Origin of the sequence: Phenylobacterium sp., assembly GCF_036821595.1 — a bacterium.
Lineage (GTDB): Bacteria > Pseudomonadota > Alphaproteobacteria > Caulobacterales > Caulobacteraceae > Phenylobacterium.
This window is the reverse complement of record NZ_DAISJG010000013.1, coordinates 66,783-91,848: the sequence shown is the minus strand read 5'-3', so window position 1 is coordinate 91,848 and position 25,066 is coordinate 66,783. Positions and strand designations below refer to the sequence as shown.

The window sequence follows — 25,066 nt, the reverse complement described above, 5'->3', positions numbered from 1 at the left end:
CTGAAGGCGGTGCGCAAGGGCGGGACCGTGGTCTGCGGCGGGATCCACATGAGCGACATCCCGGCCTTTCCCTATTCCATCCTCTGGGAGGAGCGGCGGCTGGTGTCGGTGGCCAACCTCACCCGGCAGGACGCGCTGGAGTACCTGCCGCTCGCCGCCCGGGCCGGCGTCCGGCCCCACGTGAAGGCCTACGGGCTGGAGGACGCCAACCGGGCGCTGGACGACCTGAGGGCCGGCGCTTTCGTCGGCGCGGCGGTGCTGACGCCGAAGGTCAGTGGCTGAGCAGCAGGTAGACCTGCGGGTCGGCGAGCAGGCTGCGGGTGACCCCGCCGAACACCCACTCGGCCATCCGGCTGTGGCCATAGGCGCCCATCACCACCAGGTCCGCGCCCGTGGCGGCGGCCTCGGCCAGGATCTCGTCGGCGACGTTGGCCTCCGGGGCGGTGGTGACGCTGGACCGGGCGGGGACGCCGCGGCGGCGCAGGGTCTCGGCCACGTCCTGTGTCTGGGCCTCGCAGGCCTCGACCGCGTCCTCGGCGCAGACCGCCTGGACGATGACCTCGTCGGCGCGCAGCAGGAAGGGCAGGGCGTCGGCGACGGCGCGCCGGGATTCCCGGGTGTCCTTCCAGGCGACGATGACCTTCTCGGCCTTCAGGTGCGCGGCGCCGGCGGGGGCGACCAGCACGGGCCGGCCGGCGGTCATCACCACCTCGGCCGCGTCGGCGCTGCGGTAGACGTTGCTGGAGCGCTCGGCCTGGGCGCCCACGACGATCAGGTCGGCGGCGCGGGCTTCGGCGGCGAGCGCGCGGTTCGGCGTCGCCTGGGCCATCCGCCATTCCGATTCCGTCCCCGCGGCGTCGCGGGCGAAGGCCTGCTCGGCGTTCTTCAGGTCGGCTTCGATCTGCCGGGTCATCTGGACCACCAGCTCGGCCACCAGCTGGCCGGAGTAGGGGTCCACGGCGGTCGGCGGCTCCAGGGCCTCGGCGCCCAGCCCGATCACCCTTCCGCCGAAACGGCGGGCGAGGCCGGCGGCGATCTCCACGCGGCGGGACGAGGCGAGGCCCGGCTCCACATGCACGAGGACGCTATCGTAGCGGATCGCGGCGGCGGCCCGGCTGACGCTTTCGGATGGCAGGGTCTGGGACATGCGGACCTCCTTCGACAGGGCGGCGGCTACTCGGCCAGACGCTCGAGCGTCTCCCACTTCTTCACCTGGAAGCGGCGGGTGGCGGCGAACTCCACGATAGCCGCATCCTGCAGCTGGGTCAGGGTGCGCGATACGGTCTCGATGGTCAGGCCCAGGTAGTCGGCCATGTCCTGCCGGCCCATGGGCAGCTCCACGTCGGTGTCGGCGCCGCGGCCGGCCAGCGACATCAGGAAGGCGGCCACCTTCTCGCGCGCCGACTTGCGGCCGAGCAGGAGGAGGTGGGTCTGGGTGCGCTCGAGCTCGCGGTGGGTCTCGGCGAGGATGGCGCGGTCAAGCTCGGCGTCGCCGGAGAAGGCGCGCACGGCCGAGCGCTTCAGCACCTGCACCACGCAGTCGGTGAGCGCCTCGGCCGAGAAGCGGTGGTCCGGGCCCGGCTCGAGCCCGAACAGCTCGCCCGGATAGTAGAAGTCGCCGAGCTGGCGGCGGCCGTCGCTGGTCAGGCGGATGGTGCGAACCGATCCGGAGACCACCCGGTAGAGGAACTCCACCTCGTCGTCCTGGGCGTAAATTTCCTCGTTGCGGCCGTAGCGCATCCGGACGCCGAGGCGGTCCATCAGGCCGGAGATGGAGGGGGACCCGACTGAACTGCGAACATCTTCGATCTGGTAGGCGAGGCTCATCGCGCAGCTCCTTTGCCGATGAGCCACGGTCTCGCAAAGCCGCGCTATCCGATATTCGGGTCGTTCCCCTAAGTAGTCGTACGGAACCCGCCGGCTTGACCTGGATCACAGCCGAGCTGCCGCCGCCGTCGGAAATGTCCGTCCGACGAAAAGGAGAGACCATGGAAGACCAAGGAACGACCTGGGTCGTGGCCGCCGACGGCGCCCGGATGCGGGTGTTCGAAGAGCGGGCGCGCGCCGGCGAGCTGCGCGAACTGCCGGACGAATCGATGGGGATCGAGGGCGGCGACCGCCCGCAGGCCGGCCCGCACTCCGCCACCGTGCACGAGCGCGGCGGGCTGGGCCGCCACGGGGCCCATGAGCACAAGCCGTCGCAGGAGGCCGAGGCCCGCTTCCTGGCCCGTGTGGTGGAGCACCTGCACGCCGCCGCCCAGCGGAACGCCTTCGACCGCCTGGTGCTGATCGCTCCGCCGACGGCGCTCGGGACCCTGCGCGCGAAGCTGACGCCGCAGCTCTCCGCGCGGATCGAGGCGTCGGACGCCCACGAGCGGATCACCGACGACGCCGAAGCCATGCGGGCGCACCTGCGCCAGGTGCGGGCCAAGGCGAAGGCCTGAGATCGACGTGCGCGCAGCGCCGATCCTGGTCGCAGGCGCGCTCGTCGTCGTGGCCGGCTGGGGAATTTCCCGGCCGGTCGCGGCGGCGAAGGCGCAGACACCGGCCGCCGCCGCGGCCGAGGAAGGCCGCAGGCTGATGATCCGGAAGTGCGCGGGGTGCCACAGCGCCGTGCCGGGCCGGCCAAGCCCGCACCGCGGGGCGCCCGCCTTCTGGCTGATGGCGGGGCTGTATACGCCCGAGAGCCTGCAGCGGAGCGTGGCGAGTTCGGACCGGCATTCCGTGTACGGCATGCCGCAGATCGTGCTGACACGCTCCGAAGCCGGATCGGTGATCGCCTACATCGACGCGCTCTCGAAGGCGGACGACGGCAAGCGGCGGCAGATGGACATGGTCCCCTGCATCGCCACCACGCCATGCTGAGCGGCTAGGACTTCCGAATCGGTGCGGCTTCTCGCCGCGGGCGGCCGGCGACGACGAAGCTCGCCAAGCCCGAAGCGGCGAGCGCAGCGGTGGCGGCGCACCAGACGCAATGGCCCACGAAGGCCGAGCCACCGCAAATCTCCGCTAGGAACACCATGTGCTCCCAGGCGAGGCGGCCGGCGAGGGCGGCGGCGACCAGCAGGGTCAGGCCCGCGAGGCGCAGGACGGCCTTCTCGAAAGTCTCGCTGGTCTGGTCTGGCGAGCGGCGCATGGCGGGACCCTTGTTGATTGTCCGCAGCCAGATGGCCCGGGGGGCCCGCCGGGCGCCTTGATCCACGTCAAGGCATCGGCAGGCGGGCTCAGGCACTGCAGCGGCATCTCTCAAGTCAGCCACGAAAACGGGCTCAATGAAGCAGTTAGCGGCCACGCCGGACGAAGCGCCGTTCAACGTCCTCCTCCTCTACGTGCTCACCGGCGTCGCCGCCCTGGGCGCGCTCCTGATGACCGCGTTCAGCGCCGATCCGCTGTTCCGGATCCACGGCTGGCTGTTCACCGCCGCCTTCACCCTGGCCTTCCTGGTGATGTCGGCGGGCCTCGGCCACGACCGGTTCCGCCAGGAGCCGACCCGCTATGAAGACGGGGTCGTCCGGGCTGGTGTCATCGCCACCATGTTCTGGGCCGTCGTCGGCCTGCTGGTGGGGGTGGTGATCGCCGCCCAACTGTCGTGGCCCAACCTGCTCTACTTCCCGGAGCATGGCTGGCTGAACTTCGGACGGCTGCGGCCCCTGCACACCTCGGGGGTCATCTTCGCGTTCGGGGGCAACGCCCTGATCGCCACGTCCTTCTACGTGGTCCAGCGGACCTGCCGGGCGCGCCTGGCGGGCGGCGTCTGGCCCTGGTTCGTGTTCTGGGGCTACCAGCTGTTCATCGTGCTGGCGGCCACCGGCTACCTGGCCGGGATCACCCAGAGCCGGGAATACGCCGAGCCGGAGTGGTACGTGGACCTGTGGCTGACCGTCGTCTGGGTCGCCTACCTGCTGGTCTTCCTCGGCACGATCTGGAAGCGCAAGGAACCGCACATCTACGTGGCCAACTGGTTCTACTTGGCCTTCATCGTGACCATCGCGCTGCTGCACGTCGTCAACAACCTGGCGATGCCGATCGGCCTGCTCGAGACCCACAGCTACTCGGCCTTCTCCGGCGTCCAGGACGCGCTGACCCAGTGGTGGTACGGCCACAACGCGGTGGGCTTCTTCCTGACCGCCGGCTTCCTGGCGATGATGTACTACTTCGTGCCCAAGCGCGCGGAGCGGCCGGTCTATTCCTACCGCCTGTCCATCGTCCACTTCTGGTCGCTGATCTTCATCTACATCTGGGCGGGCCCGCACCACCTGCACTACACGGCCCTGCCACAGTGGGCGCAGACGCTGGGCGCCACCTTCTCGATCATGCTGTGGATGCCGTCCTGGGGCGGCATGATCAACGGCCTCATGACGCTCTCGGGCGCCTGGGACAAGATCCGGACCGACCCGGTCATCCGCATGATGACGGTGGCGCTGGCCTTCTACGGCATGTCGACCTTCGAGGGCCCGCTGATGAGCGTCCGCGCGGTCAACTCGCTCAGCCACTACACCGACTGGACGATCGGCCACGTGCACTCCGGCGCGCTGGGCTGGGTCGGCTTCATCACCTTCGGCGCGGTCTACTGCCTCGTGCCGTGGCTGTGGAAGAAGGAGCGGATCTGGTCCAACCGCCTGATCGAGTGGCACTTCTGGATCGCGACCACCGGCATCCTGCTCTACATCGCCGCGATGTGGGTCTCCGGGATCATGGAAGGCCTGATGTGGCGCGAGTACACGCCGGAAGGCTTCCTGGCGAACTCGTTCGTCGAGACCGTCGCCGCCAAGCACATCGAGAACGTCATCCGCACGATCGGGGGCCTCATGTTCCTCGGCGGCGCGGTGATCATGTCCTACAACCTGTGGCGTACGATCCGCATGCCCAGCATCGCCTCCTCGGAGTCGGAGCTGGCCCATCCTGCGGCGCCCGCCCCGGCCCTCGTGGCCGCCGAGTAAGGGCTCCGCACATGTGGAAGAAGCACAAGAACCTCGAACGCAATTCCATCTGGCTGGTCATCGGGATCCTGATCGTGGTCTCGATCGGCGGCCTGGTGGAGATCTCGCCGCTCTTCTACCTGGAGAGCACGATCGAGAAGGTGAAGGGTGTCCGTCCCTACACCCCGCTCGAGCAGGCGGGCCGCGACATCTACGTCCGTGAAGGCTGCTACGTCTGCCACTCGCAGATGGTCCGCCCGCTGCGCGACGAGGTGGAGCGCTACGGCCACTACAGCCTGGCTGCGGAGAGCATGTACGACCACCCGTTCCAGTGGGGCTCCAAGCGCACGGGGCCCGACCTGGCCCGGGTGGGCGAGAAGTACTCCGATAGCTGGCACGTGGACCACCTGACCAACCCGCGCTCGGTGGTGCCGGAGTCGAACATGCCCCCCTACGCCTTCCTGGCGCAGAAGGAGCTCGACTACCGGGCCATCGAGGCCAAGCTGACGGCCCTGCGCCGGGTGGGCGTGCCCTACACCGACGCGCAGATCCAGAACGCCGCGGTCGACCTGGAGACCCAGGTGGACCCCTTCGCCGGGACCAACTCCGACCTGCGCAAGCGGTACGGCGAGAAGGTCACCCAGCGGGACTTCGACGGTAACCCCGAGCGGCTGTCCGAGATGGATGCGCTGATCGCCTACCTGCAGGTCCTGGGGACCATGGTCGACTTCAAGACCTACAAGGCCGAGAGCCCGGAGAACCTGCGATGAGCGGCCTCAGCTACGAAACCGTGGCGACCTTCGCCCAGCAGGGCGGGACCCTCTACTTCGCCGCGATCTTCGCGGCGGGCGTGATCTACGCCCTGCTGCCCAGGCACAAGGAGACGTTCAAGCGTCTCGCCCAACTGCCGCTCGAGAAGGACGAGAGCGACAATGTCTGACGACAAGCGTGAACTGGACGAAGCGTCCGGCGTCGAGACGACCGGCCACGAGTGGGACGGCATCAAGGAGCTCGACAACCCGCTGCCGCGCTGGTGGCTGTGGGTCTGGTACGGCTCGATCGCCGTGGCCATCGTCTACTGGGTGCTGATGCCGGCCTGGCCCGGGATCAGCGGCTACACCAAGGGCGTGCTCGGCCAGTCCGACCGCGCCGACGTGAGCCGCCAGCTGGCCGCCCTGAAGGCCCAGCGCGGCGCCGGCGAGGTGAAGCTGCAGACGGCGTCGCTGCAGCAGATCGAACAGGACCCCGAGCTGCAGCAGTACGCCTTGCAGGTTGGCCAGTCGGTGTTCGGCGACAACTGCGCCACCTGCCACGGCACGGGCGGGGCGGGGGCCAAGGGCTATCCCAATCTGCGCGACGACGTGTGGCTGTGGGGCGGCTCGCTGGACGACATCCGCCACACGATCGAGGTGGGCGTCCGCTCCGGCCACCCGCAGACCCGCGGCGAAACCGTCATGCCGGCCTTCGGGCGCGACGGCATGCTGGACGAGCCGGCGGTTCGCGACATGACCGAGTACGTGGTGGCGCTGTCGGGCCGCAAGGCCGACGGAGCCGCCGTCGGCCGCGCCCGCCAGGCGTACGCCGACCAGTGCGCGGCCTGCCACGGCCCGGCCGGGACCGGGGACGCCGCCCGCGGCGTTCCGAACCTGACCGACGCCGAATGGCTGTTCGGCTCCACGCGCCAGGACATCCACGACCAGATCTGGAACGGCCGCAACGGCGTCATGCCGACCTGGGCCGCCCGGTTCAGCCCCGAGACCATCAAGGCGCTCGCCGTCTACATCCACGCCAACGCCGGCGGGGGTGAGGAGATGGTCGCCGAGACCCCGAGGGCCGCAGCCGCCGCGGGAGGCGCAGGCCGATGACCGTCGTGATCGACCGCGTCTCGAAACCGGACCCCGAGAAGCGCGAGGGGCCGGTCTCGGCCGCCGAGCGTCTCCGGAAGAAGGACGCGGTCGGCGGGCTCTACAAGGCCCGGGTCCCGATCTATCCCAAGCTGGTCCACGGCAAGTGGCGCGCCATCAAGTGGGCGCTGCTGGTGGTGATGCTCGGCATCTACTACGTGACGCCGTGGATCCGCTGGGACCGGCCGGGCAAGCTGCCTGATCAGGCGGTGCTGGTCGATTTCGCCGGCCGCCGCTTCTACTTCTTCGACATCCAGCTCTGGCCCCAGGAAGTCCACTTCATCACGGGCCTGCTGATTATCTCTGCGCTGTCGCTGTTCCTGGTGACCGCGCTGTTCGGGCGGCTGTGGTGCGGCTACGCCTGCCCGCAGACCGTCTGGACCGACCTCTTCATCTATGTGGAGCGGCTGTTCGAGGGGGACCGCAACGCGCGCATGCGCCTGGACGCCGCCCCCTGGTCGTTCAACAAGCTGTGGCGCAAGGCGGGCAAGCACCTGACCTGGCTGGGCATCGGGTTCGCCACCGGCGGGGCGTGGATATTCTACTACCACGACGCCCCGACCCTGATCCGCGACTTCTGGATCGGCGAGGCGCCGGCGACCGCCTACATCTTCGCGGCCCTGCTGACCTTCACCACCTATGTCTTCGCCGGCTTCATGCGCGAGCAGGTGTGCACCTACATGTGCCCCTGGCCCCGCATCCAGGGCGCGATGCTCGACCACCACTCCCTGCAGGTCACCTACCGCTACGACCGCGGCGAGCCGCGCGGGCCGCACAAGAAGGGCCAGGCCTGGGAAGGCCGCGGCGACTGCATCGACTGCAACGCCTGCGTGGTGGCCTGCCCGATGGGCATCGACATCCGCAACGGCCCGCAGCTCGAGTGCATCAACTGCGGCCTGTGCATCGACGCCTGCGACGACATCATGAAGAAGGTCGGCCGGCCGCACGGCTTGATCGCCTACGACACCGACTCGGCCGTGGCCGAGCGGCGGGTGGGCAACCGGCCGCGCTACAAGTTCGTGCGCCCACGGACCGTCTACTACGCCGTGGCCCTGGTGTTCGTCTCGGGCCTGATGATCTGGGGCCTGCTGACGCGGCCGGCGTTCGAGCTGCACGCGCTGCGCGACCGCAATCCGACCTTCGTGCGCCTGGCCGACGGGGACATCCGCAACGGATACACCCTGAAGATCGCCAACCGCACCTTCGCGCCCCAGGTCGTCGAGATCGGGTTCGCGGGCGTGCCGCAGGCGCGGGTGAAGAGCCCCGGCCACGCCGCCGGCCAGCCGCTGCGCATCACCGCCCAGCCGAACGAGGTCACCGCCGTGCGGGTGTTCGTCACCGCCGACCCGGACGACCTCGCCGGCACCAGCACGCCCGCCTCCTTCGAGATCCGCTCCGGCGGCGAAACGCTGCGGACCAAGACCACCTTCCTGTCGGGAGCCGCCAACCCATGAGTGCGACCCAATCGACCTCCGAGACCGGCTTCCGCGTCCGCGGCTGGCACGTCCTGGCCGGCGTCAGCGCCTTCTTCGCCCTGGTGATCGGCTTCGACACCTGGTTCACGGTGCTGGCGCTTAAGACCTACCCCGGCGAGGTGTCGGTGACGCCCTACGAGGACGGCCTGCTCTACAACCGCAAGATCGCCCAGATCGAGGCCCAGGCGGCGCTCGGCTGGCGGGCCGCGGCGGAGGCCGCCCCCGGCGTCGTCGTGCTGCAGGTTCAGGACAGGGACGGCCGCCCGGTCGAGGCGCTCACCGTCCAGGGCAAGCTTGAACGACCGGCCACCGAGTCCGGCCGCCGCTCCGTCCGCTTTGTCGAGGCCGCCCCCGGCCGCTACGAGGCGACCACCGGCGCCATCGTGGGCGCCTGGGACCTGACCGCCGAGGCCCGCGATCCGAAGGGCCGCCTGTTCACCGCCGAGCGGAGGCTGACGTGGCGGTGACCTACGACGCCGCGTCGGGAGCCGACTTCAGCGCCTTCCTGGCGAAGGGCAAGGACGGCCGCGCCTCGCTCGACCTTCTGGTCCGCGGCGCGCGCTGCGCCGGCTGCCTGGGCAAGATCGAGCGCGCGGTGGGCGAGCTGCCGGGCGTCGAGTCCGCGCGCCTGAATCTCACCAGCGGCAAGCTCTCCGTGGGCTTCGCGGGCCCCTCGGGCGACCCGGCCGCGGTGATCGCCACGCTCGACAAGCTCGGCTATCCCGCCACCCCCTACGATCCCGGACAGGCGCAGATCGCCCACGACCGGGAAGGCCGCCGCCTGATCCTGGCCCTGGCCGTGGCGGGCTTCGGGGCCATGAACACCATGATGTTCGCGGTGCCGCTGTGGGCCGGCCTGTTCGGCCAGGAGCTCGGCCCGGCGACGAAGCAGGTGATGATGTGGCTGTCGGGCGCCGTGGGCGCGCCGTGCGCCATCTACGCCGGCATGCCCTTCTTCCAGTCGGCCTGGCGCTCGCTGAAGGGCGGCCGGGCCAACATGGACGTGCCGATCTCCATCGGCGTGATCCTGACCCTGGTCGTCAGCTTCACCGAAACCTTCCTGAACGGCCGCGACGCCTATTTCGACGCCGCCGTCTCCCTGCTCTTCCTGCTGCTGATCGGCCGCTGGCTCGACCACCAGCTGCGGGCCAAGGCGCGCAGCGCGGCCGGCGACCTTCTGGCCATGCAGGCGCCGGCCGCCGCGGTCCTGGACGGTCGGGGCCACGAGCACCGCCGCCCACTGAGCGAGGTGCAACCGGGCGACATCGTCCTGGTCCGCCCGGGCGAGCGCATCCCCGTGGATGGGCGCATCGAAATGGGCGCGTCGGAGCTCGACAACGCCCTGCTCACCGGCGAGACCGCCCCCGTGGCCGTCGCCGCCGGTCAGGTCTGCCGCGCCGGCGCCCTGAACCTGTCGGGCGTGCTGCGCCTGCAGGCCCTGGCGCGCTCGGAGGACTCCGCGCTCGCCGCCATCGCCCGGCTGGTGGAGGCCGGCGCCCAGTCGAAGTCACGATACGTGCGGCTGGCCGACAAGGCCGCCGCCGTCTACGTGCCGGTCGTCCATACGGTGGCCGCGCTGACCTTCGCCGGCGGCTGGGCCCTGGGACTCGGGCCGCGGGAAGCCCTGATCCGGGCCGTCGCCGTGCTGATCATCACCTGCCCCTGCGCGCTCGGGCTCGCGGTCCCGGCGGTGCAGATCACGGCCTCGGCGCGCCTGTTCCGCAAGGGCGTGCTGGTGAAGTCCGGCGCGGCGCTGGAGCGCCTCGCCGAGGTCGACCATGTGGTGTTCGACAAGACCGGCGTCCTGACCGAGGGCCGCCCGCGCCTGATCGACGGCGACCCGGACACCCTGGCCCTCGCCGCGCCGCTGGCGCGCGCCTCCAGCCACCCGCTGGCCCGGGCGCTGGCCGAGGAGGCGGGGGACGGTCCGCTGGCGGACGAGGTGACCGAGCACGCCGGCATGGGCGTGGAGGGGCTGATCGGCGGCCGCCGCGCGCGGCTGGGCCGCGCCGCCTTCGTGGGCGCCGACAGCCGTGAGGCCAGCGAGACCGAGCTGTGGTTCGGCTTCGAGGGGGAGGCGGCGGTCCGTTTCCGCTTCTCCGACCAGCTGCGCCGTGACGCCGCGCTCGCGGTGGCGGCCCTCAAGGCCCGCGGCCTGACCGTGGAGGTGCTCTCCGGCGACCTCGCCGCCCCGGTGTGGTCGGCCGCGGAGCGCGCCGGCATCGAGACCTGGCGGGCCGGCCTGACGCCGCAGGAGAAGGCGGCCGCCGTCGACGCCCTGGCCGCTCAGGGCCGGAAGGTCCTGATGGTGGGCGACGGCCTCAACGACGCCGCGGCCCTGGCCAAGGCGCACGCCGCCATGGCGCCGGGCACCGCCCTGGAGGCCAGCCAGAACGCCGCCGACCTGGTGTTCTCCGCCGAAGGCCTGATGGCCGTGGCGCAGGCCTACGACGTGGCGCTGACCGCGCGGCGCCGGGCCATGGAGAACTTCGGGTTCGCCGCCCTCTACAACGCCGTCGCCGCGCCCGCGGCCATGCTCGGCTTCGTGAACCCGTTCGTGGCGGCGCTCGCCATGTCGGGCTCTTCGCTGGCGGTGACTCTCAACGCGCTTCGGATGAAGAGCCGGCCATGACCATCCTCCTGTTCCTCGCGCCGTTCTCCGTGGGCCTGGGCCTCATGGCCGTCGCCGCCTTCTGGTGGACCCTCAAGGCCGGCCAGTACGAGGACCCCGCGGGTGATGCGGCGCGGATCCTGCTCGACGATCCGGAGGACCGCCCGGCCGCTTGATCCGGGTCAAGGCGGCGGCCCGCCGCCCGGGCACACTCTCCCAAATCTAGGGAGAAGGGCCATGAGCGCCGGGAATATCGCCTATCTGGTCATGGTGCTGGCCGCCTACGCCGTCTTCGTACTGGTGCTGGGAGCCTATTGGGTTCGCGCCTCCTTCGCGCGCCACAAGCCGCAGGCGAGGCCGCAGGTGACGCCCGCGCTGGGAGTGGCGCCGAGCGTGGTCGAGCGCGAGCCCGCGGCCTGACATGGCCCCGCGCAAGGTCCTGATCGTCAACGGCCATCCCGACCCCAGCGACGAGCGGCTCTGCGCCGCGCTCGCCGGCGGCTACGCCAAGGGCGCCAGCGCCGCGGGCCATCTCGTGCGCCGGATCGACGTCGGCCGGCTCGACTTTCCCCTGATCCGCACCGCGGCGGAGTTCGCCACCGGCGAGCCGCCGCCGGTGATCCGCGAGGCGCAGGCCGCGGTCACCTGGGCCGACCACCTGGTGGTGGTCTATCCGCTCTGGCTCGGCGGCGTGCCGGCGCTGCTGAAGGGCTTCTTCGAGCAGGTCTTCCGCTATGGCTTCGCACTCTCCGCCGAGAAGCCGATGAAGGGGCTGCTGAAGGGGCGCTCGGTGCGCGTCATCGTCACCATGGGCATGCCCGCGCCGGTGTTCCGCTGGATCTTCGGCGCCTACGGCCTGAAGGCGATCGAGCGGGGGATCTTCTGGATCTCGGGGATGGGGCCGATCCGGCACACGATCCTGGGCGGCATCGACGGCAAGCCGGCGCCGCGGGCGCTGAAGACGGTCGAAGGCCTCGGCTGGGACGGGATATAGTGCGCGCGCCTAGGCGGCGCCCAGCGCCGCGCGGATCGAGCCGCTGAGCGCGTCGCACAGCAGCGGCTTCTCGACGATCGGCACGCCGGCCGCCGCCGCCGCCTCGCGCGTCGCGGGTTTCGGATTGCTGGTGATCAGCAGGGCCGGGAGGCCCACCTGGCGGCCGCGGAGCTGGGCCAGCGCCTGCAGCCCGCTGATGCCGGGCAGGCGCTCGTCGACCACCAGGCAGGTGTGCCGGTCGGGCAGCTCGCGCAGCAGCAGCGCCTCGCCGCTCTCGCAGGAATCCACCTGGAAACCCTCGAGCTCCAGGGAGAAGGCGAGCGAGCTGCGAACCGCCGGGTCGTCATCGACGATGATGACCAGCGGACGGGCGGCCGAGGGGACAACTGGATACATGCGAGGATCGATAGGCCGATCGCCGGCGTCCGGCCTTGATCTGCCGCAATCCTACGCCCCGCCCCCGGGTTCCTTGACCCAGGTCAAATTGGCGCTCTCAGAACCCCGCCAGCAGCGCCATGCGCACCAGCTCGGAAAGGCCGGAGGCGCCGGTCTTGGTCATGACGTTGGCGCGGTAGACCTCCACGGTCCGGGGGCTGATGCCCAGGTCGTAGGCGATCACCTTGTTCGGCTTGCCCTCGATGACGCCGCGCAGCACCTCCTGCTCGCGCGGCGACAGGCCCTCCAGCATCGATTCGAACCGGCGCTTCTCGGCCTGCTGCTGGTCGTCGCGCTCACGGGCGTCGAGCGCGGAGCGGACGGCTTGCAGGAGGTGTTCGTCGTCGAACGGCTTCTCCAGGAAGTCCACCACTCCGGCCTTCATGGCCTCCACCGCCAGCGGCACGTCCCCGTGGCCGGTGATCACGATGACCGGGTGGGGGATGGACCGCTCCTTGAGCCGGCGCACCAGCTCCAGCCCGTTCATCTCGGGCATGCGGACGTCGGTGACGATGCACCCCGGGGCCAGGCCGCCCTCCGCCTGCTGCAGGAAGACGACGGCGGATTCGTAGGTGCGCGTGGCGATGCCGGCGGTGTCCAGCAGGAAGCTGAGCGATTCCCGCATCGCCTCGTCGTCGTCGATCACATGGACCAGCATGTCACTCAACTTCGGCAAGCTCCCCTTCAGGCACCGCGCGCAGGGTGAAGCGGAAGACCGCTCCGCCCGCCGGGTTTGGCTCGACCCAGATCCGGCCGCCATGGGCCTCGACGATGGTGCGCGAGATGGACAGGCCGACCCCCATCCCGTGCTGCTTGGTGGTGATGAACGGCTGGAACAGCTGGTCGGCTACGTCCGGGCTGATTCCGGGGCCGGTGTCGGTCACCGACACCTCGACCATGTCGTCCGGGGCTGGGCGGGCGGCCACCACGAGGTCACGCTTGGGCGACTCCTCCATGGCGTCGATGGAATTGCGCATCAGGTTCAGCACGACCTGCTGGATCTGGACCTTGTCGGCCAGGACGAGGTCTACCCGGCGGTCGATGGCGAAGCGCAGGCGCACGCCGCGCTCCTTCGCCCCGACCATGGCCAGGGCGCCGGCCTCCTCCAGCAGCTGCGGCAGGCTCTCGATGCGACGCTCCGCCTCGCCCTTGCCGACGAAGTCGCGCAGGCGGCGGATGATCTGTCCGGCGCGCAGGGCCTGCTCGCCGGCGCTGGTCAGGGCCCCCTTGATCTTCGGCCTGTCCACCGGCTCCTGGTCCAGGAGGCGGACGGCGCCCTTCACATAGTTGGCCACGGCGCTGAGCGGCTGGTTGAGTTCGTGCGCCAGCGCCGAGGCCATCTCGCCCATGGCGGTCAGCCGCGAGACGTGGACCAGCTCGGACTGTAGGTCCTGGAGACGCCGCTCGGTGTCCTGGCGCTCGGTGAGATCGCGGACGAAGCCCGTGAAGTATCGGGTCTCGCCGGAGCGCATCTCGCCCACCGCCAGCTCCATGGGGAAGGTGGAGCCGTCGCGCCGCGCGCCCACCACCACCCGGCCGATGCCGATAATCCGCCGCTCGCCGGTGGTCATGTAGCGGCGCAGGTAGCCGTCATGGGCGTCCCGATAGGGATTGGGCATCAGCATGCTGACGTTGCGCCCGATGGCCTCGGCGGCCGTGAGACCGAACAGCCGCTCCGCCGCGGCGCTGAAGGACTGCATCACGCCCTGCTCGTCGATGACGATCATCGCGTCGGGCACGGTGTCGAGGATCGACTGCAGGTGCGCCTCGCGCTCCTCCAGATGGGCCAGGGCCGCGGCCGTCTCGCGCGAGCCGCGGGCCAGCCGAGAGCCCGCGAGGCCGCTGGCGAGGCCCAGCAGCAGGAAGACGATGGCGCTGACCAGGTTGGCGGGGTCGGTGATCAGCCTCTCGCCGCTGAAGTGGATGCCGGCCGCCAGGCCGAGGGCTGTGGCCACCAGGGCGGGGCCGACGCCGCCCACGGCCGCACTGATCATCAGGGCGGGCACGTAGAGGATAAAGCTCGCCCGCTCGTGGAAGAACGGCTCCAGAGCCAGCCGGACGACCACGCAGCCGGCCGTGGCGAGCACGGCCAGGACGTAGGGTGCGGCGCGTCCGAGGCGGATGGCGCGGAGCAGGGGACTCATCGCCGCAAGCGGTAGGGTGGATTGCGCGGCGGCGCAACCGGCGGGCCTCAGTCCCCTTCGGACGGCCGGGTCAGGCCGACGGCCAGGAACCCGAGGCCGGTGGTGACGAAGGCCAGGCCGAGCAGCAGGCCGATGGAGGTGGTGGAGCGCTCGGGCACGCCCAGGGCGATCAGGCCGGCCGCCACCAGGCTGGCGAAGGCCGAGGCCAGCACCCAGCGCCAGGCCCTCACCGGCCGGAGCTTCAGCGCCAGGGCCACCTGCAGGCTGCCGTCGACGATGAACACCGCGGCCAGCAGGATGGCCGTGGCCAGCGCCCCCGTCGCCGGGCGGAAGGTCAGCAGGATGCCGACGCCGGTGATGAACAGGCTGGCCACGATGCCTGACAGATAGAGCCACGACGGCAGCATCAGGAGCGAGAGGCCCAGCATCACGGCGCCCGCCAGCCACACCAGCCAGCCCGCCGCCGCGCCCACGGCCAGGGAGGCCTCGCGCGGGAACATCGGGGCGGCGATCCCCAACAGGGTCATGGCCACGCCGGCGGCCAGCAGGTGGCGGCGACGCGCGTGCAGCGGCCCGAACGGCTGGTGGCGGGGCTCGGCGGCTGGGGCGGCGGTCATGGCGAGGGCTCCGGGTCCTTCAGCGATATATGGTCTCCCAGCACGCCCTCTACATAGATCATGCGCACCAGGACGTAGGCGACCACGGCCAGCGGGGTGGCGAAGAGCACGCCTAGCGGCCCCAGCAGCACGCCCATGGCCAGCACCGCGAACAGGGTCACCGCCATGGGCAGCTCGACCATCTGGCGCAGCACCAGCGGGGTGATGACATTGGCCTCCAGCTGCATGGCCGCCACATAGACGACGGTGGCCCACAGCAGGGTCTCCGGGCCCTGGGCGAGGGCCACCAGCAGGCCGGGGATCATCGCCGCGGCGGGACCGACCACGGGGATGAACTGGCCGAGGCCGGCCAGGACCCCGAGGGCGAGGGGGGAGGGGACGCCAGCGAGCCAGAGGCCCACCCCGGTCGTCACGCCCACCAGGACCATGGAGGCGAGCTGTGCGAGAAGCCAGCGGTTCAGGGCCTCCCCGCAGCTGGCCACGATCACCGCCGTGCGCGGCCGCGCGTCGAGCGGCACCAGCCGCAGGAACCCGCCGAGGTAGGTCTTGGGGTGGAAGGCGAGATAGAGGCCGGCGAAGAAGACGATGATCACGGCCGCGAGGCCCGCCGCGGCGTCCCGGGCAAGGCGCGGCCCCAGCGCCATCAGCAGCCCGTCGGCCCGGCCCAGCCGCCGGAGGTTCTCCAGGATGTAGGCGCCGAGCGGCGAGCCCGAGAGCCGCAGCTGCAGCTCCTGCCAGGCGTGCGGCACGAGCTCGCCCAGGGCGGCGATCTGGATCGAGGCCTCCCGGCCGAACATCCACAGGACGACGCCCACGCAGGCGGTCAGCACGAGGACGGCGGTGGTCAGCGATCCGGTGCGGCCCAGCCGGGTGCGCCGGACGAGGGGCTGGGCCATGGCGTGCAGTAGGACCGCCACGAGGACGGCGCCGAACGCCAGCAGCAGGACGTCCGCCAGTCTCACCAGCAGCAGGCCCAGGCCCACCAGGGCGCCGGTCAGCAGCGCCTTCTGGAGGAAACTCAGGTCCGACCGCTCCCAAAGCCGCGCGCCGGCGGCGCCGGCCCGGGCCACGGCGCGGCTCAGTGGGACATCAGGACGGGACACGGCGGCCTGTCGAGCAAGGCGGCGGTGGCCCCGCCGAGGACGAATTCGCGGGCCCGGGAGTGGCCGAAGCCGCCCATCACCAGCAGGTCGACCTGCTTCTCGGCGCCGAAGGCTCGAATGATCCGGCCTATGGGCTCGCCGCCGGCCGAGATCTCGGTGACCTTGGCCTCCACCGCGTGCGCCTGCAGGTGGCGCACCAGGTCGGTGGCGAGACCGGGAACGGCGGCAGGCTTCTCGTCGGTGACCACCAGGATGCGCACGGAGCCCGCGGCCTTGAGCACGGGCAGGGCGTCGGCCACGGCGCGGGCCGCCGTGCGGCTGCCGTCCCAGGCGATCGCCACCTCGTCGAAGCGGTCCCCCGCCAGGACCTCGGCCTCCTCCGGGAAGATCACCATCGGCCGGCCGGAGCCGAACAGGACCGCCTCGGCCACGCCGACGTCGGCCAGCACGCTGGGGCCCGTGGCCAGCAGGGTGAGGTCGCGGGTGCGGGCGTGCTCGGTGATGCGCTCGCCCTGAAGGTAGATCGGGACCGTCTCGACGATGGCGTTCGCCCGCAGGCCGGCGCGGGCCGCCGCGGCGGTGAACTGTTCGATGGAGGCCTTGGCCAGGGCGGCGCTGCGCGCCTCCTCCGCCCGCACCATGTCCTCCAGGCCGATGAGGGCGTTGGCCAGCCGGTTGCGCGGCGTCTTGATGTCGACCTTGAGCGCCAGCGCCGTGACGCCGTCGCCGAAGCGGCGGGCCAGCGCCGCGCCGGCCGCCACGGCGCGGTCGGGCGTCGCGTCAGGGTAGCTCACGACCGGCAGCAGCAAATCCCGGAAGCTCATTGCGGACCTCTCTGGTTTCCGCCCATCATCGCCACGGTCGCGCCGACGGCCAGTCGGGGCACGTCCCTAAGTACTCCTACGGAGCGGGAGGCCGGTTGACTACGGTCAAGGCGGCGGCTGGACGTCCTGTCAGGGTGCGGACCAGCAAAGGAGAAGGGCTGCATGCGTCGAACCCTGCTGATAATCGGACTCTCTGCGCTCGCCACGGCTTGCGCAACCGGCGGCGGTCCTGGCCGGGCGCCCGGTTCCGCGGCGGAGCGGGGACAGCAGTTCGCCTACCGCGCCTGCGCCGGCTGCCATGCGGTGGGGCAGGAGGCGGAGAGCCGCAGCGCCAACGCGCCGCGCTTCCACGATCTGAGGATCCGTTTCACGGCGCCGTCGCTGGAACGCCGGCTGGCGGAAATCTCCCGCCAGGGCCACTACGAGATGCCGCCGGTGTTCATCAGCCAGGACGAGGCGGTCGACATCGCCGCCTACATCGAGAGCCTCGGGGAAAGGTAGCCGGGGGAGGAAGCGTCCGGCGCCTAGTCGGCCAGTTCTTCCAGGCGCTCCCACTTGCACACCCGGAAGCGGCGGGCGGCGGGGAATTCCACGACGGCGGCGGCCTGCAGCTGGCTCAGCATCCGCGACACGGTCTCGATGGTCAGGCCGAGGTAGTCGGCCATGTCCTGCCGGCCCATGGCCAGTTCGACGGAGTCGTCGTCCACGCGCTCGGCGAGGGAGAGCAGGAAGGCGGCGACCTTCTCCTGGGCGGTCTTGCGGCCCAGCAGCAGGAGGTGGGACTGGGCCCGGTCGAGCTCGCGGTGCGTGGCGCTGAGGATGGCGCGGTCCAGGGCGGCGTCGCCGGCTGCGGCGCGCACCGAGGAGCGCTTCACGACCAGCACGACGCAGTCGGTCAGGGCCTCGGCGGAGAAGCGGTGGTCCGGACCCGTCTCCAGGCCGAACAGGTCTCCGGGATAGTAGAAGTCGCCGACCTGGCGGCGGCCGTCGCTGGTTAGGCGGATGGTCCGGACGGAGCCGGAGACGACCCGGTAGAGGAATTCGACGTCGTCGCCCTGGCCGTAGATCTCCTCGTTGCGGGCGTAGGTCATCCGCAGGCCCACCCGGTCCATCAGCTCGGTGATACCGGCGGCGGGGACCTCGGTGCGGTGGTCGTCGAGGGGGTACGCAAGGGTCATCGGGGGAACTCCGTAGGATGACCATGAGGTACCCCGCGCCCCTTGCGCCCGGTATTCGGGTCGTTCCCCTAAGTAGTTCTACGTAAGCGTCGGCGTAGCTTCCGCGAAGCAGCGCCGGACGGTGGCGCGGACGTTCTCCAGAATCTGGGCCATCCACTCGGGCGTGAGTCCCGGGACGATGCCCCCCACGTGGATATGGTCGACCACGGTAAGGCCGCAGACGCCGGCGAGGTGGTTGTCGAACAGGGTGTTCAGGGCGGCCATGGCGCCGGTGTCGCGCACCCAGTCCTCAGGCGCTCCGGAGGAGGTGAAACTAATGAGCCGGCGGCCGTCGAGCAGGGCCTGGGTGCCGCCCGCGGCCGGCTCGAAGCCGAACCCCATGCCGAACACCCGGTCCACATAGCCCTTGAGGATCGCCGGCGGGGCGTTGAACCAGAAGGGGTAGACGAAGGCGAAGACGTCGGCGTCGTCCAGCACCGCGCGCTCGGCGGCGACGTCTGCGGCGACGTTGAAGCCCTCCGGCGTGGGGATCTCCTCCGCCTTCAGGCAGGGGTCGAAGCCCATCCGGTAGAGGTCGCGGATCACGGCCTCGTGGCCCAGCCCGCGCGCGGCCTCCGCATAGGCTTGGGCCACGGCGGCGGTGAAGCTGTCGGCCTTGGGATGGGCGAAGATGACGGCGTGCTTCATGACGGTCTCCAAGGGAACACATGGCGCAAGCGTCCGCGAGGCGCTTTGATCCTTGTCAGGGCGGTCCGGCAGGCGGCGCCGCACGGAGGGCCCATGACTTTCGACCTGACTTTCCACGGTGCGGCAGGCTGCGTCACGGGCTTCTGCGCAAAGCTGCGCACGGACCGCGCCACGGTTCTGATCGACTGCGGCATGTTCCAGGGCTCCAAGACCCTGAAGGCGCTGAACTACGAACCCTTCCCGTTCGAGGCCAGGGACATCGACGCCGTCCTCCTCACCCACGCGCACATCGACCACTCCGGCCTGCTGCCGAAGCTGATGCGGGCCGGCTTCACCGGGCCGATCTTCGCCACCGCGGGGACGCGCGATCTCTGCGCGGTGATGCTGCCCGACGCGGGCGACATCCAGGAGAGCGAGGTGCGCCAGCTCAACCGGCGCAACGAGCGGCGCGGGCGCGACCCCGTGGAGCCGATCTACACCGCCCGCGACGCCCTGCGCACTCTCGAGCTGTTCAAGCCGGCGAAGCTCGGGCGGGAAATCGACGTCGCCCCCGGGATCACCGCTGTCTACTGGGAGGCCGGCCATATCCTGGGCGGGGCCTCGATCGAGGTGCGGGTGGAGACCGCCGAGGGTCCGGTGGTCCTGCTGTTCTCCGGCGACATCGGGCCGGGCGGCCGCGACTACGCCCCCGATCCGGAAGGGCCCGCGGGCGTGGACCACCTGATCCTGGAATCGACCTACGGCGCGCGGGTGCGGCCGACGCTCGACCCCGCGGCGCGGCGCCGGCTGCTGGCCCAGGAGCTGCGCGACGCCAAGGCGGCCGGCGGGCCTGTGGTGATCCCGGCCTTCGCCGTCGAGCGCTCGCAGGAGCTGCTCGCCGACCTGCTCACCCTGGTGGACACCGGTGAGGTCGCGCCGGTGGACATCTTCCTGGACTCGCCGCTGGCCATCGAGGCCACCGAGGTGTTCCAGAAGCGCGGCTGGAACCGGTCAGCGGGCCGCAATCCCTTCGAAGGCCTGCGCGAGAGCGGCCGGCTGCAGTTCCTGCGCGAGCCTTGGGAGAGCGACCGGCTCGAGAAGCTCTCCGGCTGGCATATCGTGATGGCCGCCAGCGGCATGTGCGAGGCCGGCCGCATCCGCAAGCACCTGAAGCGCCACCTGTGGGACCGCCGGGCCACCGTGCTGATCCCCGGCTACCAGGCGGTGGGCACGCTGGGGCGCCTGCTGGTGGACGGCGCCCGGCGGGTGAAGATCCAGGGGGAGGACATCCAGGTCCGCGCCCGCATCCGGCCGATGGACGTCTATTCCGGCCACGCCGACGCCGTGGGCCTGGCCGACTGGGCCAAGGCGCGCCGGCCGGTGCGGGGCAAGGTCTTCCTGGCGCATGGCGAGCCGGAGGCGCTGGGCGCGCTGCGGGAACGCCTCGTCGCCGAGAGATTCCTGCCGGAGCAGATCCTGATCCCCGACCTCGACGGCCGGTTCGGTCTCAGCCGCGAGGGCGCCGAGGCCGTGCAGGAGCCCCACCGGCTGTCCGCGGGGGCGGCCGCCCGCCCGGACTGGCACAACCTGCGCGCCCGCCTGTTGCTGGACCTCGACGAGCAGCTCGAACAGGCCGGCTCCGACGCCGAGCGCGAGGCCGTGTTGCGCCGCCTCGCCGCCAGCTTGGCCGTTGACGAAGGTCAAGGCGGGCGCGGCCGTGGTGGGGCCAGCTAGCCGCGCAACCGCAGGAGCCGCCCATGGCCAAATCCATGACCAAGAAGATCGCCAACGACGTCGAGGAAACCCTCGAAGATGTCGCCCACGCCCTGAAGAAGGCCGCCGAGTCCGCGACCACCGAGACCGAGGACGCCATCGCCAAGGCCGCCAAGGCCGTCACCCGCGCCGCCGAACAGCTCGCCGCCGTCGCCAAGCCGCGCGCCAAGGCGCTCGCCGATCGCGCCGTGACCGAGGTGAAGGAGCACCCTATCGCCACCGCCGCGGCGGCGATCACTGCCGCCGCCGCCCTGATCAGCCTGCTGGCCGCCACCCGCCGCAAGGAGGACTGAGCGCCCCCACGGGCGGGCCCGGCGCGTCGTCCGCCGGGCCGAGGTGGGCCGTCCCGCACAACCGGGGGCCGTGTTCGAGCGTCCGGATTCGCTTGAGGGTGCCGCCCGCGCCATTTGACGTACGGTTAACCTGCTAACGGCATTCTCCAAAAAAAAGACAACAACGTTACGGGGGAGGGGCTGTTGGAGCGATCCAGGCTCGCCGCGGAGCCGATCGGGGAGACGCCGGCGGACCAGGGGTCCAGCGGGCTGACCCTCTATGCGGCCTCCGCTCGGAATCTCGTGCCGCGCATCCTGTCGAGCGTCGCGGTCATCGCCGTGGCGGCGTTCTATGTCTCGCCGCTCTGGACGGGACTGTGGGCGCTCGCCGTCTGGGCAGGCCTGTTCGCCAACATGAGCCTGATGGGGGCGCTGGAGCGGCAGACCGACGAGGTCCGCAGGCGCCGTCTCTGGCTCGGCCTCAATGTCAACGCCGCCGTGGGCGTGGCCGTCCAGTGCGTGATGATCATCGCGCTGTGGGAGTCGGGCTATGCGGTGGCCGGCACCTTCGCGCTCTCCATCGCCTTCATCGGCGCCACCTACGTCCTGCTCCAGTATTACGCCAACCTGCCGCTGTTCCGGCTCCTGGTGACGCCCTATCTGGGCGTGCTGATCTGGATCGCCGTGGACCTCGTCTGGACCGCGCGCTCGCCGATGGCGACGGTGGCCGCGATCGCCGCGGCGGTGAGCTGCGCCAACTTCTTCTACCTTTCGCGCCGGATGCTGGACCGTTCCCGCACCGCGCTGCGCCAGGCGCGCGCCCGGGCCGAGGCCGGCGAGCTGGCGGCGGAGGCGGCCAATGCGGCCAAGAGCACCTTCCTGGCCACCATGAGCCACGAGATCCGCACCCCCCTGAACGGCGTCCTGGGCATGGCCCAGGCGATGTCCGCCGACCGGCTGACCGCCGTGCAGCGCGAACGGCTGTCGGTGATCCAGCAGTCGGGGGAGGCGCTGCTCGCCATCCTCAACGACGTCCTCGACCTCTCGAAGATCGAGGCCGGCAAGCTGGAGCTGGAGACCATCGAGTTCGACCTGGGCGAGGTGGTGCGCGGCGCGCACTCGGCCTTCACGGCCCTGGCAAACAAGAAGGGCCTGTCCTTCGCCGTCGACATCGACGCGGCCCGCGGCCGCTACCTGGGCGACCCCACCCGCCTGCGGCAGATCCTCTACAACCTGATCTCCAATGCCCTGAAGTTCACCGAGCACGGCGAGGTGCGGGTGACCGCCGAGCGCCACGGGGACCTGCTGGAGATCGCCGTCGCCGACACCGGGGTGGGCATTTCCGGGGAGGGGCTGGCCCGCCTGTTCGACAAGTTCGACCAGCTCGACTCCTCCACGACCCGCAAGTTCGGCGGCACGGGCCTGGGCCTCGCCATCTGTCACGAACTCGCGCAGCTGATGGGCGGCGAGATGGCCGTGGAAAGCGAGCTCGGGAAGGGCTCGCGGTTCATCCTGCGGATCCCGCTGGAGCGGGTGGGCGAGGCGCGGACGGCGCGGGAATACGCCCCGCCGGCGCCGAACCAGCGCGCGGCGCTGGCGCTGCGGGTGCTCGCGGCCGAGGACAACACCGTCAACCAGCTGGTCCTGAAGACCCTGCTGCACCAGCTCGGCGTCGAGCCCGTAGTGGTGGACAGCGGGGAGGCGGCCCTGGCGGCCTGGGAAGGCGCCCAGTGGGACGTCATCCTGATGGACATACAGATGCCGGACATGGACGGCCTCACCGCCACGGCCCGCATCCGCGAGCGCGAGAAGGCGGCCGGCCGGGCCCGCACGCCGATCGTCGCGCTCACCGCCAACGCCATGTCGCACCAGGTGGAGCAGTACCTGGCCGCCGGCATGGACGGCCATGTCGCCAAGCCGATCGAGGCCATGGCGCTGTTCCAGGCGCTGGTGGACGCCACCGAGGGCCGCGCCGCGGTGGGGGAGCCGGCCGCCCGAGTTGCCTAGCCGCCGGTCACCTGTAGCGCTCGAACCAGGCGAGGATCGCCTGGGCCTTGGCCGCCGACTGTGACGGCCGGGCGGTCAGGCCGCCGTGGCTCGCGCCCGGCACCCGAACGAGCGCGGTCGGCACGCCGCGGAGCTGCAGGGCCTGGAAGTACTGCTCCGACTCCGAGGGCGGAGTGCGGTAGTCCTCCGCGCCGACCACGACGAGGGTCGGGGTCTTGACGTTGCCGACCAGGCTGAGCGGCGAGCGCGCCCAGTACCCCTGCGGATCCTCCCAAGGCATCTTCCCGAACCAGTACTGGGCCATGAAGGTGTAGCCGTCGACGGTGAGCACCTGGCTGGTCCAGTTGATCACCGGCTTCTGGGTGGCGACGGCCCTGAAGCGGTCGGTCTTGCCGACGATCCAGGCGGTGAGCGCCCCGCCGCCGGAGCCGCCCGTCACATAGAGCCGCTGCGGGTCCACGTAACCCTTGGCGATAGCCGCATCCACGACGCTCATCAGGTCGTCGTAGTCGTGGCTGGGATAGTTGCGGTCGATCTCGTTGGCGAAGGCCTCGCCGTAGGAGGTGGAGCCGCGCGGGTTGGAATAGACCACCACATAGCCGGCCTGGGCGTAGAGCTGGACGTCGGTGGAGAAGCTCGGCCCGTAGGCGGCGAAGGGCCCGCCGTGGATCTCGAGGATCAGCGGGTACTTCTTCGAGGGATCGAAGTTGGGGGGCAGGGCGATCCAGGCGTCGATCGGCTTGCGGTCGTGGGAGCTCACCGTCGGCAGGTGCTCGACGCGGGCCAGGCTCTTGCCGGCGAACAGGTCGTCGTTCAGGCGGGTGAGCCGCTGGGTCTTGCCGCCGCGGACCACGGCCACCTCGGCCGGCTGCTCGGGCGTGCTCTGGGTGAAGGCCACCACCCCGCCGCGGCCCACCGAGAACTGGCCCCCCGAGTAGGGCCGGTCGAGCGAGGCCCCGCCCAGCCCGGTGGCCACGGTCTCCATCCGGCCGTCCAGGCCCACGCGGGCCACCTTGGTGACGCCCTTGTCGTCGTAGGAGACGTAGATCGCGCGGCCGTCCGGCGACCACTGCGGGTCGCCCACGCTGCGGTCCAGGTCGCCGGTCAGCACCCGGACGTTACGGCCGTCGCGGTCCATGACGTAGAGGCGCTGGTTCTCGTAGCCGCGGCGGCGCTCGTCGTCGTAGCCGATGTAGGCGACCTTCGAGCCGTCGGGGGAGACGGCGGGGGCGAAGTCCGGCCCCACGCGGTTGGTGAGGCGGGTCAGAGTCCCGTCGGCGATCGAGACCCGATAGAGTTCGCTCTCCTGCGGGTCGCGCTCCCAGTTCTCGGCGCGGTTGGTGGCGAACAGCACGCTGCGGCCGTCGGCGGCGAAGCTGATCGGGCCGCCGTTGTCGAACTTGCCGAAGGTGATCTGGCGCGGCGCGCCGCCGTCGGCCCCGACCACGAAGATGTGGCGATAGCCGGGCTTCAGGTAGCCCTGGCCGTCGGCCCGGTAGGTGATCCGGTCGATCACCTGCAGCGGCTCGGCCCACTTGGCGCCCTCGGGCCGGCGCAGCGGGGCGCCCAGCGGGCGGCCCTCGTCGAGGGTCAGCATGGTGAAGGCCAACGTCCGGCCGTCCGGCGCCCAGACGATGTCATTGGGCGCCTGCTCCAGTGTCGCCACGCGCGCCGATCGGCCCGAGGCCATCCAGCGCACGTAGAGCTGCGGCGGGCCGCCGGGGGCGGCCACCACATAGGCCAGGCGCGAGCCGTCCGGCGACCAGCGCGGCGTCATGCTGGAGCTGTCCTCGGCCACGAGCGGCGACTGGGCGCCGGTGACGGGGTCCACCAGCCAGATCGAACGCCGTCCGGCGTCGGTCATGATGTCGTAGGTGGTGCGCACATAGGCGATGGCGCCGCCGTCGGGCCGCACCTGCGGGTCGCCCGCCGTGCGCAGGCCGAAGAGGTCGCGCGCCGTGAAGGTGCGCGAGGGCCCCTCGGCGACCTGCGCCGCCGCCGGCGCGGAGACCAGGGCGGCCGCCGCCAGGGCAGCGGAAACGAACAGTCCGAGACGCATGGAAGACCCCCACCTGCGACAAAAATTCCGTGCCCGCATAAACGGCTTCCTAACCGCGATGCGTCAATCTCCGTGGTTGATCTTC

Annotated in this window: 28 protein-coding genes and 1 pseudogene; 17 read left to right on the top strand and 12 right to left on the bottom strand. The window is 71.1% G+C overall.

Annotated elements, in window-relative coordinates; genetic code table 11:
- Nucleotides 1-282 (top strand): annotated as a pseudogene (locus V7Z97_RS09205) (alcohol dehydrogenase); the annotation flags it as partial.
- Here V7Z97_RS09205 and V7Z97_RS09200 read toward each other — a convergent pair.
- Both V7Z97_RS09200 and V7Z97_RS09195 read right to left on the bottom strand, forming a co-directional pair.
- The gene (locus V7Z97_RS09200) at nt 272-1,147 is read right to left on the bottom strand and encodes a universal stress protein (RefSeq protein WP_334162952.1); all 876 of its coding nucleotides are present in this window, start codon (nt 1,145-1,147) and stop codon (nt 272-274) included. The pseudogene V7Z97_RS09205 and the gene V7Z97_RS09200 sit on opposite strands and share 11 nt — an antisense overlap.
- Nucleotides 1,148-1,173: 26 nt before the next feature.
- Nucleotides 1,174-1,827: a helix-turn-helix domain-containing protein gene (locus V7Z97_RS09195; RefSeq protein ID WP_334162950.1), complete on the bottom strand. Its 654-nt coding sequence runs from the start codon at nt 1,825-1,827 to the stop codon at nt 1,174-1,176.
- 161 nt (nt 1,828-1,988) lie between these two features.
- Between V7Z97_RS09195 and V7Z97_RS09190 the strand changes: the two genes are divergently transcribed.
- Nucleotides 1,989-2,444: a host attachment protein gene (locus V7Z97_RS09190; protein WP_334162949.1), complete on the top strand. Its 456-nt coding sequence runs from the start codon at nt 1,989-1,991 to the stop codon at nt 2,442-2,444.
- A 7-nt stretch (nt 2,445-2,451) separates the two neighbouring features.
- Nucleotides 2,452-2,865, top strand: coding sequence for a hypothetical protein (locus V7Z97_RS09185; protein ID WP_334162946.1), 414 nt, complete (start codon nt 2,452-2,454; stop codon nt 2,863-2,865).
- Nucleotides 2,866-2,869: 4 nt separating this feature from the next.
- On the opposite strand, the gene V7Z97_RS09180 is transcribed toward V7Z97_RS09185, so the two are convergent.
- Nucleotides 2,870-3,136, bottom strand: a complete 267-nt coding sequence (locus V7Z97_RS09180; RefSeq protein ID WP_334162944.1) for a hypothetical protein — start codon at nt 3,134-3,136, stop codon at nt 2,870-2,872.
- 310 nt (nt 3,137-3,446) lie between these two features.
- Between V7Z97_RS09180 and ccoN the strand changes: the two genes are divergently transcribed.
- The 10 genes from ccoN to V7Z97_RS09130 all read left to right on the top strand — a co-directional run bounded on the left by ccoN (nt 3,447) and on the right by V7Z97_RS09130 (nt 11,903).
- The gene (gene ccoN / locus V7Z97_RS09175) at nt 3,447-4,940 is read left to right on the top strand and encodes a cytochrome-c oxidase, cbb3-type subunit I (protein ID WP_334162956.1); all 1,494 of its coding nucleotides are present in this window, start codon (nt 3,447-3,449) and stop codon (nt 4,938-4,940) included.
- Nucleotides 4,941-4,951: 11 nt separating this feature from the next.
- A complete protein-coding gene (ccoO, locus tag V7Z97_RS09170; RefSeq protein WP_334162943.1) occupies nt 4,952-5,689 on the top strand; it encodes a cytochrome-c oxidase, cbb3-type subunit II in 738 nt (245 codons plus the stop codon).
- Complete coding sequence (locus V7Z97_RS09165) at nt 5,686-5,859, top strand: cbb3-type cytochrome c oxidase subunit 3 (RefSeq protein ID WP_334162942.1); 174 nt, start codon at nt 5,686-5,688, stop codon at nt 5,857-5,859. Before ccoO ends, V7Z97_RS09165 begins: the two co-directional genes overlap by 4 nt.
- Nucleotides 5,852-6,784, top strand: coding sequence for a cytochrome-c oxidase, cbb3-type subunit III (gene ccoP, locus V7Z97_RS09160; RefSeq protein WP_334162941.1), 933 nt, complete (start codon nt 5,852-5,854; stop codon nt 6,782-6,784). The genes V7Z97_RS09165 and ccoP overlap by 8 nt, the downstream gene beginning before the upstream one ends.
- Complete coding sequence (gene ccoG, locus V7Z97_RS09155) at nt 6,781-8,277, top strand: cytochrome c oxidase accessory protein CcoG (protein WP_334162940.1); 1,497 nt, start codon at nt 6,781-6,783, stop codon at nt 8,275-8,277. The genes ccoP and ccoG overlap by 4 nt, the downstream gene beginning before the upstream one ends.
- The gene (locus V7Z97_RS09150; RefSeq protein ID WP_334162938.1) at nt 8,274-8,765 is read left to right on the top strand and encodes a FixH family protein; all 492 of its coding nucleotides are present in this window, start codon (nt 8,274-8,276) and stop codon (nt 8,763-8,765) included. Before ccoG ends, V7Z97_RS09150 begins: the two co-directional genes overlap by 4 nt.
- Nucleotides 8,762-10,930, top strand: a complete 2,169-nt coding sequence (locus V7Z97_RS09145; protein WP_442958023.1) for a heavy metal translocating P-type ATPase — start codon at nt 8,762-8,764, stop codon at nt 10,928-10,930. Before V7Z97_RS09150 ends, V7Z97_RS09145 begins: the two co-directional genes overlap by 4 nt.
- Nucleotides 10,927-11,085, top strand: a complete 159-nt coding sequence (gene ccoS / locus V7Z97_RS09140; RefSeq protein ID WP_334162936.1) for a cbb3-type cytochrome oxidase assembly protein CcoS — start codon at nt 10,927-10,929, stop codon at nt 11,083-11,085. Before V7Z97_RS09145 ends, ccoS begins: the two co-directional genes overlap by 4 nt.
- A gap of 61 nt (nt 11,086-11,146) precedes the next feature.
- Nucleotides 11,147-11,329 (top strand): hypothetical protein, encoded by a 183-nt coding sequence (locus V7Z97_RS09135; RefSeq protein WP_334162934.1) that lies wholly within the window; start codon nt 11,147-11,149, stop codon nt 11,327-11,329.
- A 1-nt stretch (nt 11,330) separates the two neighbouring features.
- Nucleotides 11,331-11,903, top strand: coding sequence for an NAD(P)H-dependent oxidoreductase (locus tag V7Z97_RS09130; RefSeq protein ID WP_334162933.1), 573 nt, complete (start codon nt 11,331-11,333; stop codon nt 11,901-11,903).
- Nucleotides 11,904-11,912: 9 nt separating this feature from the next.
- On the opposite strand, the gene V7Z97_RS09125 is transcribed toward V7Z97_RS09130, so the two are convergent.
- The 6 genes from V7Z97_RS09125 to V7Z97_RS09100 form a co-directional block, all read right to left on the bottom strand.
- On the bottom strand, nt 11,913-12,299 hold the full coding sequence (locus V7Z97_RS09125; protein WP_334162932.1) for a response regulator transcription factor: 387 nt from the start codon (nt 12,297-12,299) through the stop codon (nt 11,913-11,915).
- Between the two features lie 97 nt (nt 12,300-12,396).
- Nucleotides 12,397-13,005, bottom strand: a complete 609-nt coding sequence (fixJ, locus tag V7Z97_RS09120) for a response regulator FixJ (RefSeq protein WP_334162954.1) — start codon at nt 13,003-13,005, stop codon at nt 12,397-12,399.
- Complete coding sequence (locus V7Z97_RS09115) at nt 12,998-14,482, bottom strand: PAS domain S-box protein (RefSeq protein ID WP_334162930.1); 1,485 nt, start codon at nt 14,480-14,482, stop codon at nt 12,998-13,000. The genes fixJ and V7Z97_RS09115 overlap by 8 nt, the downstream gene beginning before the upstream one ends.
- Nucleotides 14,483-14,529: 47 nt before the next feature.
- On the bottom strand, nt 14,530-15,099 hold the full coding sequence (locus tag V7Z97_RS09110) for an HdeD family acid-resistance protein (protein ID WP_334162929.1): 570 nt from the start codon (nt 15,097-15,099) through the stop codon (nt 14,530-14,532).
- A complete protein-coding gene (locus V7Z97_RS09105) occupies nt 15,096-16,169 on the bottom strand; it encodes an AI-2E family transporter (protein WP_334162928.1) in 1,074 nt (357 codons plus the stop codon). Before V7Z97_RS09105 ends, V7Z97_RS09110 begins: the two co-directional genes overlap by 4 nt.
- A gap of 8 nt (nt 16,170-16,177) precedes the next feature.
- Complete coding sequence (locus V7Z97_RS09100) at nt 16,178-17,026, bottom strand: universal stress protein (protein ID WP_334162927.1); 849 nt, start codon at nt 17,024-17,026, stop codon at nt 16,178-16,180.
- Nucleotides 17,027-17,188: 162 nt separating this feature from the next.
- On the opposite strand from V7Z97_RS09100, the gene V7Z97_RS09095 reads away from it, so the two are divergent.
- A complete protein-coding gene (locus V7Z97_RS09095; protein WP_334162926.1) occupies nt 17,189-17,527 on the top strand; it encodes a c-type cytochrome in 339 nt (112 codons plus the stop codon).
- Nucleotides 17,528-17,550: 23 nt separating this feature from the next.
- On the opposite strand, the gene V7Z97_RS09090 is transcribed toward V7Z97_RS09095, so the two are convergent.
- Nucleotides 17,551-18,204 (bottom strand): helix-turn-helix domain-containing protein, encoded by a 654-nt coding sequence (locus V7Z97_RS09090; protein WP_334162925.1) that lies wholly within the window; start codon nt 18,202-18,204, stop codon nt 17,551-17,553.
- A 78-nt stretch (nt 18,205-18,282) separates the two neighbouring features.
- Nucleotides 18,283-18,891 carry an NAD(P)H-dependent oxidoreductase gene (locus V7Z97_RS09085; protein ID WP_334162924.1) on the bottom strand — a complete coding sequence of 203 codons (609 nt, stop codon included), beginning with the start codon at nt 18,889-18,891 and terminating at the stop codon, nt 18,283-18,285.
- Nucleotides 18,892-18,984: 93 nt separating this feature from the next.
- Here V7Z97_RS09085 and V7Z97_RS09080 point away from each other — a divergent pair, with 93 nt between their 5' ends.
- From V7Z97_RS09080 to V7Z97_RS09070, 3 genes are all read left to right on the top strand, one after another.
- Nucleotides 18,985-20,604, top strand: a complete 1,620-nt coding sequence (locus tag V7Z97_RS09080) for an MBL fold metallo-hydrolase (RefSeq protein WP_334162923.1) — start codon at nt 18,985-18,987, stop codon at nt 20,602-20,604.
- Nucleotides 20,605-20,627: 23 nt separating this feature from the next.
- Entirely contained in the window at nt 20,628-20,936 is a 309-nt protein-coding gene (locus tag V7Z97_RS09075; protein WP_334162922.1) for a hypothetical protein, read from the top strand.
- Between the two features lie 183 nt (nt 20,937-21,119).
- Nucleotides 21,120-22,922 (top strand): ATP-binding protein, encoded by a 1,803-nt coding sequence (locus tag V7Z97_RS09070; RefSeq protein ID WP_334162921.1) that lies wholly within the window; start codon nt 21,120-21,122, stop codon nt 22,920-22,922.
- A 7-nt stretch (nt 22,923-22,929) separates the two neighbouring features.
- On the opposite strand, the gene V7Z97_RS09065 is transcribed toward V7Z97_RS09070, so the two are convergent.
- Complete coding sequence (locus V7Z97_RS09065; protein ID WP_334162920.1) at nt 22,930-24,981, bottom strand: S9 family peptidase; 2,052 nt, start codon at nt 24,979-24,981, stop codon at nt 22,930-22,932.
- Between the last annotated feature and the right edge of the window lie 85 nt (nt 24,982-25,066).